The 15,588-nt window shown below is 43.6% G+C and carries 18 protein-coding genes; 16 read left to right on the top strand and 2 right to left on the bottom strand.

The features are described from left to right. Positions 1-118: 118 nt before the first annotated feature. Positions 119-409, bottom strand: a complete 291-nt coding sequence (locus OKC24_RS12450; RefSeq protein ID WP_131277724.1) for a DUF2218 domain-containing protein — start codon at positions 407-409, stop codon at positions 119-121. 287 nt (positions 410-696) lie between these two features. Here OKC24_RS12450 and rpe point away from each other — a divergent pair, with 287 nt between their 5' ends. The 11 genes from rpe to OKC24_RS12395 all read left to right on the top strand — a co-directional run bounded on the left by rpe (position 697) and on the right by OKC24_RS12395 (position 8,210). Then, positions 697-1,383 (top strand): ribulose-phosphate 3-epimerase, encoded by a 687-nt coding sequence (rpe, locus tag OKC24_RS12445; RefSeq protein ID WP_005011938.1) that lies wholly within the window; start codon positions 697-699, stop codon positions 1,381-1,383. A gap of 352 nt (positions 1,384-1,735) precedes the next feature. Continuing rightward, the gene (locus tag OKC24_RS12440) at positions 1,736-2,422 is read left to right on the top strand and encodes a hypothetical protein (protein WP_265465417.1); all 687 of its coding nucleotides are present in this window, start codon (positions 1,736-1,738) and stop codon (positions 2,420-2,422) included. A 56-nt stretch (positions 2,423-2,478) separates the two neighbouring features. Then, on the top strand, positions 2,479-4,248 hold the full coding sequence (locus OKC24_RS12435) for a multicopper oxidase domain-containing protein (RefSeq protein ID WP_131277720.1): 1,770 nt from the start codon (positions 2,479-2,481) through the stop codon (positions 4,246-4,248). Next, a complete protein-coding gene (locus OKC24_RS12430; RefSeq protein WP_130147575.1) occupies positions 4,235-4,549 on the top strand; it encodes a hypothetical protein in 315 nt (104 codons plus the stop codon). The genes OKC24_RS12435 and OKC24_RS12430 overlap by 14 nt, the downstream gene beginning before the upstream one ends. Next, positions 4,536-5,534, top strand: a complete 999-nt coding sequence (locus OKC24_RS12425) for a copper resistance protein B (RefSeq protein ID WP_130147577.1) — start codon at positions 4,536-4,538, stop codon at positions 5,532-5,534. The genes OKC24_RS12430 and OKC24_RS12425 overlap by 14 nt, the downstream gene beginning before the upstream one ends. A 246-nt stretch (positions 5,535-5,780) precedes the next feature. After that, positions 5,781-6,098 (top strand): DMT family transporter, encoded by a 318-nt coding sequence (locus OKC24_RS12420; RefSeq protein WP_130147579.1) that lies wholly within the window; start codon positions 5,781-5,783, stop codon positions 6,096-6,098. Between the two features lie 97 nt (positions 6,099-6,195). Beyond that, entirely contained in the window at positions 6,196-6,513 is a 318-nt protein-coding gene (locus OKC24_RS12415; RefSeq protein WP_130147581.1) for a DMT family transporter, read from the top strand. A 37-nt stretch (positions 6,514-6,550) separates the two neighbouring features. Further along, positions 6,551-7,030 carry a methylated-DNA--[protein]-cysteine S-methyltransferase gene (locus OKC24_RS12410; RefSeq protein WP_130147583.1) on the top strand — a complete coding sequence of 160 codons (480 nt, stop codon included), beginning with the start codon at positions 6,551-6,553 and terminating at the stop codon, positions 7,028-7,030. 52 nt (positions 7,031-7,082) lie between these two features. Then, the gene (locus tag OKC24_RS12405) at positions 7,083-7,742 is read left to right on the top strand and encodes a nuclease-related domain-containing protein (RefSeq protein WP_130147585.1); all 660 of its coding nucleotides are present in this window, start codon (positions 7,083-7,085) and stop codon (positions 7,740-7,742) included. A gap of 104 nt (positions 7,743-7,846) precedes the next feature. Continuing rightward, positions 7,847-8,041, top strand: a complete 195-nt coding sequence (locus OKC24_RS12400; RefSeq protein ID WP_228257634.1) for a hypothetical protein — start codon at positions 7,847-7,849, stop codon at positions 8,039-8,041. A 43-nt stretch (positions 8,042-8,084) separates the two neighbouring features. Next, positions 8,085-8,210 carry a hypothetical protein gene (locus OKC24_RS12395; protein ID WP_228257635.1) on the top strand — a complete coding sequence of 42 codons (126 nt, stop codon included), beginning with the start codon at positions 8,085-8,087 and terminating at the stop codon, positions 8,208-8,210. A gap of 76 nt (positions 8,211-8,286) precedes the next feature. Here OKC24_RS12395 and OKC24_RS12390 read toward each other — a convergent pair whose 3' ends face one another. Then, entirely contained in the window at positions 8,287-9,219 is a 933-nt protein-coding gene (locus tag OKC24_RS12390; RefSeq protein ID WP_130147587.1) for a tRNA dihydrouridine synthase, read from the bottom strand. A gap of 693 nt (positions 9,220-9,912) precedes the next feature. Between OKC24_RS12390 and OKC24_RS12385 the strand changes: the two genes are divergently transcribed. The 5 genes from OKC24_RS12385 (at position 9,913) to OKC24_RS12365 (ending at position 15,508) form a co-directional block, all read left to right on the top strand. Beyond that, complete coding sequence (locus OKC24_RS12385; RefSeq protein ID WP_130147589.1) at positions 9,913-10,236, top strand: fimbrial protein; 324 nt, start codon at positions 9,913-9,915, stop codon at positions 10,234-10,236. A 352-nt stretch (positions 10,237-10,588) separates the two neighbouring features. After that, complete coding sequence (locus tag OKC24_RS12380) at positions 10,589-11,125, top strand: fimbrial protein (RefSeq protein ID WP_130147590.1); 537 nt, start codon at positions 10,589-10,591, stop codon at positions 11,123-11,125. Positions 11,126-11,147: 22 nt separating this feature from the next. Further along, positions 11,148-11,846 (top strand): fimbrial biogenesis chaperone, encoded by a 699-nt coding sequence (locus OKC24_RS12375; RefSeq protein ID WP_130147592.1) that lies wholly within the window; start codon positions 11,148-11,150, stop codon positions 11,844-11,846. 27 nt (positions 11,847-11,873) lie between these two features. Further along, positions 11,874-14,423 (top strand): fimbria/pilus outer membrane usher protein, encoded by a 2,550-nt coding sequence (locus OKC24_RS12370; protein ID WP_265465405.1) that lies wholly within the window; start codon positions 11,874-11,876, stop codon positions 14,421-14,423. After that, positions 14,420-15,508 carry a fimbrial protein gene (locus OKC24_RS12365; protein WP_131277716.1) on the top strand — a complete coding sequence of 363 codons (1,089 nt, stop codon included), beginning with the start codon at positions 14,420-14,422 and terminating at the stop codon, positions 15,506-15,508. Before OKC24_RS12370 ends, OKC24_RS12365 begins: the two co-directional genes overlap by 4 nt. The last annotated feature ends 80 nt before the right edge of the window (positions 15,509-15,588 follow it).

Genomic DNA, 15,588 nt, shown 5'->3' with positions numbered 1-15,588 from the left:
AAGGACGCTGGATATTTCACGCAGCTTTTATCATGGCTTTTCTTAAGAAGAGTCCTTTTGAGGCAAGCGCAGCTATTCTGCTTGCCTCAAATTATATTGGGCAGCAGATGGCAGCATTTTATTCTGAACGCAGCCATTCTGCGCTAAGTTCTTCTTGCCCCATGCGGATTAAATGATCCAGCACCACCTGTTCTAAGCGGGGCAAATCAGCATCTGGCGTTGCCGCGATAATCGCTACGTTCAGATGCGCAGTGTCAGGGCTAAGCTGAATTTCAGCAGTCGGCATGAAAATCTGCAGCAGGGTCTCCGACTCAGAAACGTCAAATTTGTGTTTCCAATGATTAAGCAAGCGTTTGGCAATTCGAGCCGCTTGCCCTGTCGCAATTTGGCTACGAGAGGATTGAGGCATACTGATCCGCAGATAAAGATGAAAAGGCCTTAGACCTTAAAGCATTTATCTGCAGATGCCTACTCAAAAATTGCAGCGCATTGTTTAAAAGCAATCTTGCGGCTGATGGTTCGTGTTGAGCCTCTTTTTTGAGCATAGATCCGTGATGGCAAAGCTTATTTTTGCTGATGCGGCCAGCCTTCTTGCCTTAATAATATTTACCATGGCAATGCGCAGCAGCAGGCAAGCGCCGATCAGCCAGTTTTGCTATACTGTAAAAATACTACTTCTCCATAGCCAGGTTCATCATGTCCAAGCCATTTTTAATTGCGCCTTCCATTTTATCTGCTGACTTTGCCCGTTTAGGTGAAGAAGTGGACAATGTTCTGCAGGCCGGCGCAGATGTTGTGCATTTTGATGTGATGGATAATCACTATGTGCCGAATCTGACTTTTGGTGCAGGCGTGTGCAAAGCCTTGAAAAAATACGGCATTCAAGCGCCGATTGATGTGCATTTAATGGTGTCGCCAGTCGACCGCATGATTGGCGACTTTTTGGAAGCGGGTGCGGATATTATTACGTTCCATCCGGAAGCGACAGATCATATTGACCGTTCTTTGCAGCTGATCAAAGCTGGCGGCGCGAAAGCGGGTCTGGTCTTCAACCCTGCAACACCGCTGCACTATTTGGACTATGTTTTGGATAAAGTCGATCAAATCTTGCTGATGAGTGTTAACCCGGGCTTTGGCGGTCAGAAATTTATTCCAATGACGTTGGAGAAATTGCGTCAAGCGCGAAAAATTATTGATGCTTCAGGCCGTGACATCCGTCTGGAAGTGGATGGTGGCGTAGGGCCCGGCAATATCCGTGAAATTGCAGAGGCGGGCGCAGATATGTTTGTTGCCGGTTCAGCAATTTTCGGCAAGCCGGATTATAAAGCTGTGATTGATGAAATGCGTTCTGAATTGGCAAAAGCTGGTGCAGTAGAAGCTTAAGCTGTTATGAATAAATCCGATACGATCTGTGGATAACCTTATGGATAAACATATGGATATCTATGTCGATAACTATATGGATAACTTGAATAAAGAATAAACAACAGTGTATCAAAGGGTTATTAATTAGACTTTATTTGTATAAAAATGGCTCATTTGAGCCATTTTTATTGTTTTAAAGTGTTTGAATTATTGATTGTTTATTCAGCATTTCTTAAAAAAGGCGCTGCTCAAAATATAACTGCATTGTTTTAAATGATTTGCCAAAAAGGGAAAAACCGTTTTACGGATAAATTTAGGGTGTTGTGCATAAGTGCGCAGTTCTTTATGATGGAAAGACACATCAGGGGATGTGGAAAACTGCAAAATAATTGGCGAAATTGCTCATCGGGCAACAGCTGATGCAGTGATTGACGGATTCTCATTTTATGCTGAAGGCAGAATAGGCTTGCTGAAACTCATGCGGCGGTATACCAGCTTCGCTTTTCTGATGGCATTGGTCATCGGATGGAGCAGTGTTGCCTTTGCTGTGCAAAAGCCTATTCACTTGCTGATGATGAGCCAAGCCGTTGAGGCCAGCAGCGCTCAGTCTGAAGCGCCGCAGTTGAGGAATGCTCAAGCAGACAATGCGCAGGCTACTATGTCTCATGTGCAGACAGCACCGATGCATACTGTGCCTCATGGCGTGATGGCGAAGCATGATTCAGCTGCCCCGCATGCCATGGCGCAGCAGGCTTCTTCCGGCTCAGCCGCGTCCAATATGCAAATGCAGGACTGCCATCAAGGCAAGACATCACTTCAGCCTGTAGCTCAGGCTTCAGAGCACTGCCAGACCAATCCCGCTCCCATGGGCAGTAACATGCAATGTGCTGACTGTGCCTTGTGGCACTGCCAAATTGCCTCAGTTTCTTTAGAAATGCATGCCGTTCAGTTTTCTTTGCCTGAATTGAAGCTGGCTTCTGAACAGCCCAATATCACCTACACTGCGCAGTATTTGCCTGGTCATTGGCAGGAACTGCTGCGCCCTCCTAAAGCTTAATCCGTTTTTTAGAACACTTTTATCTCAAAGTCCCTTTAAAAAATCAGGATTAAGTTATGTCCAGTAAATTCAGTCAAAGCCTGTTTGCAGGTGTTTGCTTCATATCATCTACAGCGCTGTATGCTGCTGTGAAAGAATACTCGCTCATTATTGACGAGGGCACAGTTCAGGTCACAGGAAAACCGCTCACGCGGATAACCGTAAACGGTCAGTTTCCTGCTCCGCTTTTAGAGTTTGAAGAAGGCGATGATGCAGTGATCCGGGTCAAAAATCATCTGAAAAATAAAGACTCTTCCATCCATTGGCATGGCCTGCTGCTGCCAGGCATCATGGATGGCGTGCCAGGCTTTAACGGTTTCAACGGCATTGGGCCAAATAAAGAGTTTGTTTATAAATTCAAGGTGCGTCAAAGCGGTACTTATTGGTATCACGCGCATTCTAAAGGGCAGGAGCAAGATGGCCTGTACGGCGCTTTGGTGATTTATCCGAAAGGGAAACAGCCTTTGGCGCCGCATGAAAAAACTCAGCGTGATTATGTGGTGATGCTGTCGGATTTTCATGAGCAGGGCAGCGATCAGATTCAGAAAAATCTGAAAATTTCTGCAGAGTACTATCAAAATCAGCGTGAAACACTGGGCGATGTGTGGAAACAGGTCCAGCGGGATGGGCTGAAAGCGACATGGGCTGACCGCAAAATGTGGAATCAGATGCGCATGCTGAAAACGGATCTGTCCGATGTCACCGGCTATACCTTCCTCATCAATGGCAAAACGCCTGAACAGAATTGGACAGGCATGTTTAAGCCGAACGAAAAAGTCCGCCTGCGTTTTATTAATGCCTCGGCCATGTCTTTTTTTGATGTGCGCATTCCCAGCCTGAAAATGACGGTGGTCAGTGCGGACGGTCAGCCGGTTAAGCCGGTGCCTGTGGATGAGTTCCGCATCGGCACCGCAGAAACCTATGATGTGATCGTTGCACCGGAAAACGGGCACTATCAGATAGAGGCGGAATCCATTGACCGTTCAGGCTTTGCTGTGGGCACGCTGCACAATGAATTGAATCCAATGACTCACGGCATTCACATGCCTGCACCGCGTCCGCGCTCCCTGCTGACGATGGAAGATATGGGACATGGCGATATGCAAGGCATGGATCATTCGAAGATGACTCCTGATGCAATGCCGGACATGGATCATTCAAAAATGAATCATGATGAGATGCCGGACATGGATCATTCACAGCATATGCCGCAGAAAAATGATCAGCCTGTATATGGCTGGGCCAATGCCTCTACGCCAGAAGGTGATAAAGCACTGCAATACAGTGATTTAAAATCTTTACATCCTCAAGCGGATACCCGCGCAGCGGCCAGTGAACTGGTCATCCGTCTGGGCGGCACGATGGAGCGCTATATCTGGACCATCAACGGCAAAAAATTCAGTGATGCTGAACCGCTGAAAGTGAAGTATGGCGAGCGTATCCGAATCAAATTTATCAATGACAGCATGATGGCGCATCCCATGCATCTGCACGGCATGTTTATGCAGCTGGAAAATGGCCAGCCTGCGGCGGATATGCCCAATAAGCATACAGTGATTGTGCCGCCGGGCAAAACCGTGACGGCTTTACTGACCGCGGATGAATTGGGGGAGTGGGCGATTCATTGCCACCTGCTGTATCACATGAGTGCAGGCATGATGAACAAGCTGATTGTCGCGAATGTTACTGATGGCAAAGTTTCGACATCACCCATTCAAAGTGCAGCAAAAATGAAGCAAGCCACACCGGCAGCTGAGCAAAAAGGGGCTGAACATGCACATCACTAATTTTGTATTGAAAGCGGTTTTCTCTGCTGCAGTCTTGGGTTTGAGTACGTTGAGCTTGGCGCATGACGGTCATCATTCATCTGTCAAAAAAGGCATAGATACTTCGGCAATGAGCCAGCAGGTGGATCATTCACAGCATTCTGCGCAAGCGCATGAACAGCATATGCAGATGAATCCTGAAGATCATTCAGCGCATATGAATCATCAGCAATCACAGCCTGCAAAAGATCAGCAGCAAGATGCCGCGAAAAAACAGCAGGACCAAAATGCTCAGAAAGGAGATCATCATGCGCATCATTAATCTTTTTTCTAAAAGTGTTTTAAGCAGTTCTTTGCTGATGATCAGTGCGGTGAGTTTTGCGCATAATGGTGACGATCATGGTGCAAAAGCGACCACTACAGCTATGCCTATGGATCATTCTCAAATGAATCACCAGCAGATGAACCATGCAGAAATGAATCATGCTGATATGAAGCATGGCGAAATGGACCATTCACAGCATATTGCCCCTGCAGTACAAAGTGTTCCTGAAGCGCAGCCTGTGCAAGACCATACAACTCATTCGGCACCCGCATCGGCATCGGTTGAAACTGCGCACCAAGGGCATAATCACCGCAAAGAGCATGGCGCACAGATTTATGCGGTGACCACGGTCGACAATAAATGGCTGGTGAATGAAGATGGTGCCGGCGCTTTAAAGTCCGAGTTTGAAACCCGCATCGGGACAGATGAAAACAAAGTTTTCATTAAAGTGCATGCGGAAAAACAAGAGTCGCATGATACACATTATGATGCCAAAATTTTGTATAGCCGCATGATTTCAGATTTTTGGGATGCGCAAATCGGCGCACGTTATCGAAGTGAAAAAGTCGAACTCGATCATCACCGTAAAGACACTGAAGAAAATGTCGATGCGGTAATTGGCCTGCATGGCATGGCGCCGTATTTCTTTGAAACCGATGCTTATCTCTATGCCGGTGAGGACAGCTATGCAGGTTTTAGCCTTGAGACGGAGCGAGATTTATTGATCACACAAAAGCTGATTGTTCAGCCGTATTTAGACCTGAAAGTGATCTTCAGTGATGACTCTAAATATGCTAAAAAAGCAGGATTGAGCAATGTCACCGCTGGTTTGGAAACCCGTTATGAGATCAGTAAAAAAGTCATGCCGTATCTCGACATTGCTTATGAATATTCGAAGGGCAATGATGAAACACTGTGGCAAGTTCAGTCAGATTCTGAAAAGGGCTGGCTGTATGGCGCAGGTGTGCGCTTTAAGTTTTAAGAAATAAGTATTTATCATTATCGTAACCATAGGGCTTTAAGAGGTAATCTTAAAGTCCTATTTTTTATAGGTTTATTTTTGGTCATAAGTTGTAAAAATTGCCCCAAAAGAATTCATAATTCGCTATGATTGCACCATTATAAGGAGGAACGACCTCCCTCATTTTTGAGTTTTAATCTAAAGCTTCATCTCTTGAGAAAATTCGTCAGGACGACCTGACTCTAATTTAAATTTGGAGCAGATATCATGGCTTGGATTTTTCTTATCTTTGCGGGCCTTTTTGAAATCGTTTGGGCATACAGCATGAAAATGTCCGAAGGTTTCACCAAGCTCACCCCAAGCATTATCACCTTATTTTTTATGATTTTAAGCTTTGGCCTGCTGGCGTATGCAATGCGTACTTTGCCGCTGGGAACGGCGTATACTATTTGGACGGGGATTGGTGCGGTCGGCTCATTTCTGGTCGGTATTTTTATTTTGGGTGAACCTGCGACTGCGGTGCGCATGCTGGTAGCGGTATTGATTATTTCAGGCCTTGTGCTGATGAAGCTTTCATCAAGTTAATATTGAAGTTTCTAAAGAGCCATATTCAACCATATGGCTCTTTTTTATATTTGTGATTTTTCATTTAAGTGGCTGAAAATTAGATTGGATTTAGGATATGGCTTGGGTTTTATTGCTTGTTGCAGGATTTTTGGAAGTGGTTTGGGCATACTTTATGAAAGTGTCTGATGGGTTTTCTAAATTCGTTCCAAGTGTGCTGACCATTGTTTTTATGATCGCAAGTTTTGCTTTGCTGTCTTATGCCATGAAAACTTTGCCGCTGGGTACAGCGTATACTGTTTGGACAGGCATTGGGGCGGTTGGCTCATTTGCAGTGGGTATTTTATTTTTAGGCGAGCCTGCTTCGGCAATGCGCATGCTGGCGGCAGTCTTGATTATTTCGGGGTTGGTGCTGATGAAACTTTCATCGAGTTGAGTTATATTTCAAACGCCCTGAACGATATGGATCAAGCATGCAATTGTCTTTTATGGAAATGGCTTCACCTGTTGGTTTGCTTAAGCTGGTTGCGCATGACACAGCGCTTGTTGCGGTGCTTTGGGAAAATGAAGACCCAAAACGTGTTCGTTTGGCAGAGCTGATTGAAGATAAAAAACATCCAATTTTGCTAGAAACCCAAAAGCAGTTGAATGAATATTTTTCAGGTCAACGTAAAGTTTTTGATTTGCCTTTGGATTTTGAAGGGACTGAATTTCAAGAAAAAGTTTGGCAGGTGCTGTTGACCATTCCTTTTGGTGAAACCCGCAGCTACAAGCAAATTGCTGAACAGATCGGCAATGTCAAAGCGGTGCGTGCAGTCGGCGCAGCCAACGGTAAAAATCCAATTTCGATTATTGCGCCGTGCCACCGTGTAGTGGGGGCGAATGGCAAATTGGTGGGCTTTGCCGGCGGGCTGGAAAATAAGGATATTCTATTGAAATTAGAAACTTTATGAACTCAGTAAGTTTATGTTATTTTTGTTAAAACTATAATATGAACTGGATTGAATGGATATAGTGCAAATTTTTTCCCCGCTGTTTTCACAGCTATGGTGGCTGATTTTATTGCTTGTTGCTGCTGGCCTTTTCAAAGTATTTACGCCTTTTCTGAAAGGGAAAATAGGCGAGTTTGCAGTCAGCACACAGGCTAAACTGTATTTGGATAAAGAAAAGTACAGTTTATTGAACGATTGCACTTTACCTGATGAGCAGAATCAAACCACGCAGATTGACCATATTTTATTAAGCCCTTACGGCATTTTTGTCATTGAAACCAAAAATTATAAGGGCTGGATCTTTGGCGGCGCGCGTCAAAAAATGTGGACGCAGAAAATTTATAAAAAATCGTTTAAGTTTCAAAATCCATTGCATCAAAACTATAAGCATCAAAAAGTTTTGCAAACCCTTTTGAGCGATCTTGTTGAGCCGGCATGGATGCATTCGATTGTGGTGTTTATGCCAGACTGTGAATTTAAGAGCTCTATGCCTGAGAATGTATTCCGCGGCGCCGCATGGGCAGATTATGTCAAAGGTTTCCGTGAAGAGCTGATTCCGGAGATGACGCTGAAACGGATTCAATTGCGGATTGAAAAAGCAGTGCTGGAAAAGTCATGGAAGACCAATCGGACCCATGTGGAAAACCTAAGGCAGAAAAATGAAACGGTTTAAAATATGCATACATAGTAAACAGCTGAGTCCGCTGACAGCAATTCTACTTTTGAACGCTTTTGCTATGATGCTCTGCAAAATAAAAGCAACTCAACAAGAACAATATGATGAGCAATCCGCGTTTAGACGCGCTTTTTCACCAGGCTGCCGAAAATCCTGAAAACGCGCCTGCATTTTTGAAGCAATTGCTGCTTTCAGAAATTTACTGTCTAGGCCTAGCGCAAGCGAATGGCCGCATTCAACTCTGCATGCTGCAAGCAGAACTTGGCAGCAGGCCATCCCATTTTTTTGTCATCTGAAATGATTTATGCTGATTGAGATGCAGGTGAACCTTATCTGAGCATGCCTGCCAGAAACTTATTGGAAATGACGCAAGGTGCAATTTTGGTCTTAAACCCGACGTCATCCTATTTGAAAGAATTTTCGGCGGACGAAATTGAATTTTTGCTGCAGGCTGAATTTGCTTAGAGCATCTGATCTGGATATTCAGCTATAGATGAAAAAGCCCTTTTGAGAAAGGGCTTTTAGATCTTAATCCATGTATTTATTGATGGCTTTGCAGTTTCTGCACAATTTCTTCGAGCGGCCTAACTTTTTTCACTTCATTCCAAAGCTCTTTGGCTTCAGGATAATGCTTAGACATCATGCCCAGCCATTGCTTATAGCGGCCCACCATATTCATTTCTTTTTTATATGTGCCGTTTAAAAAGCGGATCTGCAACTGAATCAGCTCATTCCATGTAATCAGCGCGTCATTGGTATTTTGGCGGATGCATTGGGTAATGTCCGGGGTGGTCACAGCTCCGCGTCCAATCATTAGATCTTCACAGCCTGATTCAATCCGGCACTGCTTGGCATCGGCATTATTCCAAATTTCACCATTGGCAATCACATTAATTTTTAATGCTTCGCGGATGGGGCGCAGCTGATCCCAAAAGGCGGGCGGAGTATAGCCGTCAGCTTTGGTGCGGGCATGCACAGTAACCCATGTTGCGCCAGCATCTTCAATGGCATGGGCATTTTCCATCGTGAAATTGCGGTCCATATAGCCTAAGCGCATTTTTGCCGATACCGGAATATGGCTTGGTACAGCATCACGTACAGCTTTGACTAATTCATACACAACTTCAGGTTCATCCAGCAGCACGGAACCGCCACGGTGACGGTTAACTGTTTTTGCAGGACAGCCAAAATTCATATCAATTGCAGGTGCGCCTAAGGCAACCGCGCGAATCGCATTAGCTGCCATCATTTCAGGATCATTTCCTAAAAACTGCACATGTACAGGCGTGCCTGCTGCCGTTTTCCCCTCATTGAGCAATTCAGGGCAATAGGAGTGATAGACATGGTCGGGCAGGACGGAATTGGTGACCCGGATAAACTCAGTGACACACCAGTCAAAGCTCCCGACGGATGTGAGAACATCGCGCATAATTGGATCGGTTAAGCCTTCCATGGGTGCTAATATAAGTTTCACGGCCATTGCCTGTACGAAGAAAAACGGAGTTATACGTTGTTTTCCTATACTTGTCTAGTTTAGCTCAAACCGCTTTTATTCTATGGTTTAAGCGCTTTAATATCGCAGGCGGATAATGTCAATATATGAGCAGTCTGGCGCTTTCAGATATTATAGAGCGGGCCGAAAATATGAAACAGCATATAATCGGGACGGAAAGCTGCAGCATATTATAATGCGCCGCAAAGGTTATTTTTCAAAATCAGACCATTAAAATAAAATTATCAAAAGAATATCCGTGCAGAATTATTATTCTGATTGGCTTGGCCATAGGGCGTACTGCTGAAGCCGTTAAAAACCATCATATAAAATGCTTTTGTAGGGAATTTTTTGGCAAATAGGCTTTTAGCCTTGATAGCCAATACCGAGGGGGTAAATTTGGCTATCCTGCTAATTTTGTTTAATTATACTTCATGATTAATTTAAGTTTTTTATAATAAATAGCATATGCATAGAGGCTGTTGTTTTAAAGGGCGGATATCACTGAAAAATAAAATATGGGTGTCCCTGCACACAGGATGAGCAATTGGAAATTAAAAGCGTGCGGTATGTGATCAAGTTATCAATCCTTTATTTTTTTGATAATTAAGAAGAATAACGGATTGAGCAGCTGTGCTATAAAAATTATAAAAGATAATAAGCAGGGGCGGTGTCATGTTAAAAAATATCGCAATAATTTTGATATCTGTGTGTGCGGCTTCAGCTGTTTTTGCTCAAGAAGCGATTAATCTGAATTTCAGCGGAGAAATTTATGAAAACACATGTGATTTAAATTATTCTGATAATGAAAAAAAATGTGAAGTTTTAGAAAATCAATTTGCAAACGCCATTGAGCGCATGAAGACTGAAGATCGTTCGGCTGTAGAAATTCAATCCTATCTGCAGCAGCAGGCCGAAACACGTTCCACTTTTTTTGCGGTAAATTTAAAGCAACTTCCTGAAAAAAAAGCCTTAAATCTTGAAATAAATTATAAATGACTTCTTTTTAATAACTCATCTATTTTCAATAGCTTAGTTTTTTTTGAATAAAATTTCTAGATATATTTTAAGCAATAAATAGTATTTTTTTGTTAAAAATACTATTTATTAACAAATTTAATAAAAACAATATATTAAAAATTTAGTAAAGCGATTTTGAGCTGTTTCGTTGATATTTCCCTGTCTTGTTTACAAAAAATATATGAAAAGAGTTTTCAAATATTTTTTTTCTGCTATGATTCAAAAAATGTAAGATATGTCACATTTTGTATTTTCTTTGTGTTTGTGGTCATATTTTAGTAAGTCCCGCAATAAGCGGAAAAAAATTATTGATTATCTTTAGGTTAAGTAAATGAAAACACAAATTTCTTTGGCATTCGCAGCAGTTTCAGCATTGGCTTTCACAACTTCAGCATTTGCAGCGGGTCAAATTAACTTTACTGGTGAAATTGTGAATGCTGCATGTGATATTAAAATTAACAACAGCAGCAGCAATGAAGTTGTTTTAGGCAAATGGCCAACGTCTATGTTTAAAGCAGCTGGCGACAAATCAACACCAGCAAATTTTACGATTGACGCAGCCAACTGTGTTGCTGGCAACTATCAAGTTAACTTTGCAGGCACAGCAGATGCAACGAACGCTAAGCTGTTGAAAGCATCGGCTGCAACAGGTGTCGGCATTGCAATTGCAAACACAAACAGTACATCAAATTTAGTGAATTTAAATACAGTAGTTGGTGCCGATTCTAACGCTGCTTTAACTGCGTCTGGCACTGGTGCAACTGCTGCAGGAACTTTGCAATTGCAAGCGTTCTATCAAGCGACTGGCACTGCTGTGACTGCAGGTAAAGCAGATGCAACTGTAAGCATTACATTGCAGCAGAAATAATTTAGCACCGAGAGGAACTGTCATGCGCCTGAATCCATCTTTATTCGCAATTGTTTTATCCGGCCTTGCGTTTGCATCGCCAAGCAATGCTGCGATTCAGGCCATGGCTAGCCGTGTGATTTATCACAGTGACAGCAAAGCTGCGACGTTAAATCTGAAAAATAACGCGTCTAAACCTTATATTGTGCAAACTTGGCTTGAAGCTGGTGAAGATAAAACAGCTTCAGCTAAAGTGCCTTTTATTGTGACACCGCCGTTAATTAAAATTGAACCGCAAAAAGAATCTGTTTTACGATTCATTTATTCAGGTTCAGGCTTGCCGACAGACCGCGAAAGCCAAGTTTGGATTAATGTGCAGGAAATACCGCCAAAGCCGGAAGAGGAAAACACTTTACAGCTGGCAGTGCGTTCAAAAATTAAATTATTCTACCGCCCGCAGCAAATTGAAGCGGATTTGCCGGCAGCAGTAAAAAAACTTCGGTGGTCTGTTGAACATGGCACATTGAAGCTGAAAAATGAAAGCCCGTTATTTATTACGATCGGTGATTTGACTTTAGGCAAAAATGGCCAGCCGATCAGCCATATGAATCAGGATATGGTGCCGCCCTTCCAAAGCATTGATGTGCTGCGCAACGTGCCGGAAAATATAAAAAGCCTTAAATTCACCTATATCAATGACTATGGCGGCAATACTGAAATGCCCGAAGTTATTTTGAAATAATGATTTGACCTGCAGTTGGATTTGAACTTGCATTATTTAAAACTGTCTTTGCTTAGTCTGAGCCTTGCTGCATTGAATACACAGGCCGAAGATACAGCGTTTAATACAGCATTTCTCAAAGATGTTACCGACCAAGTGGTTTTTGATGCTGTCACCAAAGGCTACAGCATTTTGCCGGGTGATTATGATTTCAGCATTTACCTGAATAATCAACGCATTGAAAAAAGGAAAGTAAAATTTTATCAAAAAGATCAAGATGTTGTTCCCTGTGTTGATGCCAGTTTTATTGAAGACTATCAAATACTTTTAGACACTCAAACGGATGCGCAGCCATCTTCGGCCTGTTATGACCTGACGGCATTATCCGGTGCAAAACTGAATTTTGATGCTGGTCTGCAAACGTTAAATTTATCAATTCCTCAGGTCTTTTTACGGCAGAATGCGCGCGGCTATATTTCACCAAAGCTGTATGATCAGGGCATTAATGCGCTGATCTTAAATTACAGCGCCAATACGAATACCTATAAAAGCCAGTCAGGCCCTGATACCAGCAACAGCAGCCTATTATTGAACAGCGGCTTTAATTGGGGCGCGTGGCGTTACCGCAATCAGAGCAGCTTTTTAAAGAGCACAGGGCAGTCTGCATCTTGGGACAATGTCATCAATAAGCTTGAACGCGACATTATTCTATTAAAGGCGCGCCTGGAATTGGGCGATGCCAATACCCGCAGCGATGTTTTTGAAAGCATTAATTTCCGCGGCCTGCAATTCAGCAGTGATGAGGCGCAATTGCCAATCGGTTTGCAAAACTATGCGCCAGTGATCCGCGGCACAGCGCGCAGCAATGCGCTGGTCGAAATCCGTCAAAATAATTACTTGGTGTACAGCATGAATGTTGCGCCAGGCAATTTTGAAATCACCGATTTATATGGCGCGAACGACAGCGGTGATTTGGAAATCAAAATTATTGAAAGTGACGGCTCTGTCCGCACTTATACGCAGCCTTATGCATCAATACCGAATATGGTGCGCGCTGGGCAGCATAAATATCAGATCACTGCGGGGCAATACCGCAGCGGTTCAGGCGCAAAGCTGCCGTATTTTGGCCAGCTGACTTATACGCTGGGTTTCAACAATTTTCTGACGCCGTATGCAGGCGTACTGGCTGCAGAGGATTATCACTCTATTGCAGGCGGCACAGCGTGGTCATTGGGAAATTGGGGCGCTGTTTCTGCCGATCTGAGCTATGCCCGCAATACTTTACTCAGCGGCCGTCAGGAAGATGGTTTAGCTGTGCGTATGAACTATGCAAAATCCATCAATACACTGGGAACTGATATTCATCTGACCGGATCTCATTACAGTGAGCAATATTTCAGCTTTTCAGATGCCGTACAAGAAAAGGCGCAATGGCAGAACGGCGCGTATGAATATCAGTACCAAAACTCATCAACAGTAAATGACCCTGCAAATTCCGCTGGTATTCAAACACAGTCATATTATTCACCTGTGTTTTTCAATAAAAAAAATCAGTATCAAATTTCACTGAATCAGCGTCTTGGCAAATGGGGCCAGCTGTATGCCAATGTATCCAATACTCAGTTTTGGCAAAAGGAATACGATCAGCGCAATTGGCAAATTGGCTATAATAACAATATTCAGCGTATGTCTTATGGCCTGTATTATCAAAACAGCAGGAGCCTCTTCAGCGGTTCTGACTATTCTGTTGGGCTGAATTTGAGCCTGCCGATTGATACGCCAAAATCCTTTAAGCAGCATGATGTTATTGCCAATAACAGCGCTCTCTATTCTGAAAGCTCGGGTGCAACACTGCAAAGCGCGCTGTCTGCGAGTTTTTTGAAAGATAAAAACCTGCAGGCGCAGTTGCTGGCGGGGCATTCTGAAAGAAGCGGTGATCATTTTAATGTGAATGCTGCTTATCAGGGCACAAAAGGCAATGCCAACGTGGGATATGCTTATGCAGATCAATACCAGCAGCTTTACGCAGGGGTGAGCGGCGGCCTGCTTGTACATTCCCATGGAGTAATTTTCGGGCAGCAAATGTATAATTCGCCGATTTTGATTGAAGCCAAAGGCGCCAGCAATATCCGTATTGAAAATCAAACCGGTTTAAAATTGGATAAGCATGGCTATGCCATTATGAGCAGCAGCAACCCTTATGCAAAAAACCGTGTAGCGCTGCAGGCGGAAGATTTAGGGCAAAATATCTTTATTGATGAATTGGTGAAGAATGATATTGTTCCTACTAAATACGCGATTGTGAAAGTAAAATTTGATGTGAAGACAGGTTACAGCGTGCTGGTCAATTTGAACTATAAAGGCCATGGATTGGCAGCCGGTACGGAAATCAGCGATGTGAAAGGCCTCAACCGTTATGGCTTGGTGGGATTAGACAGCCAGGCTTACCTGACTAATGTTGAGTCAGGGCAGGTTTTGACCGCGAAATGGGGCAGTGCTGAAAACCAGCAGTGTCATTTTACTTTACCGCAGCTCAGCAGCCGTGATATTGGTTACGATGAACTGGCATTAATATGTGAAGCAGGAGAATCTAAATGAAGAGCAAATGGCTTTCACTACTTTTGAATGCATTTTTAATCGCCATCAGTTTAAGTGCTGCGCAAAGCGCATCGGCTATGCGCTGCCTGTCCGGCGGCAAAGCGACCAGCAATTTTAATATTGATACAGCAAAAAACACCACCAATACCACAAATGTCGGCACTATTACGGTCACCAGCTTTAATAGTGATGCCAATACCCTGCTTTGGGAGTCCCAAACTTATTCATCGACGTTTACCTGTTATGATGATGCAACGACCAACTCCAGTGAAGATGCTTATTTATATGTCGATGACGCTGCGAAAAAATTAGCGACAGATTTTGGCAACTCCAATTTAATTATGGGCATCCGTTTTAATGGCCAAGAATATCCCATTACAAAAACCACCGATAAAATCGCGACCGGCAAGCGCGCGCTCAGCTATCAATCTGATAATTACTGGTCTACGTCAACGGCCGCAAATAATTGCCGGCTGATTGGAAAATATGCGTCGGGACGGCGCTGCAGTGATCCGCAAACCATTACGTTAACCTATTCTTTATATATTAAGGCACGCGGTTCAGGCAGCAACTTTCCTGCAACAGTGAAAAACTATGATGTTTTCCAGCTGGACGGTATTGGCGGGCGCAACGGCAACGGCAATTTTCAGGAAAAAGCCAGCGGGATTAAAATTAATTATGTGGAATGTGTCCCTGTGCTGAGCACGCAGAGTGTGGATTTGGGCAAATACTATGCTTATCAGGACTTAAATACCGTTCTAAGGAAAACGCCATTTACCATTAATGTCACCACCAATGGCAAAGACTGCGCAAAATACCCTTTTGTTGGCGTGTTCAGTTCGGCATATAAAGTGGATGATCAAACGGTCACTGCCATAGAAACAGGCATGAAAGATGTGGTGGGAATCCGCCTGTTTGAATCAGGAAACAGCGCGCCTTTGAGCTTAAATGACACGGTTGATTTTGGCTACAGTACAGGAACGCAGCTGAGTAAAAACTTTGAAGCGGGCGTACTGTTTCTGAAAAAGCCGGTAAATGCCGGAAAATTCACCTCCGTCATTAATTATGAAGTCTATTTTAAATAGCGGCTGAACCGCTGTAGGCGCGGTATTTTTCAGTCTAAGGCGGTTAATGCTGTGATGTTTACAATATGGGAAATGAGCAG

Origin of the sequence: Acinetobacter entericus (genome assembly GCF_026168575.1) — a bacterium.
Taxonomy (GTDB): domain Bacteria; phylum Pseudomonadota; class Gammaproteobacteria; order Pseudomonadales; family Moraxellaceae; genus Acinetobacter; species Acinetobacter bouvetii.
This window is presented reverse-complemented; position numbering and strand designations above follow the sequence as displayed.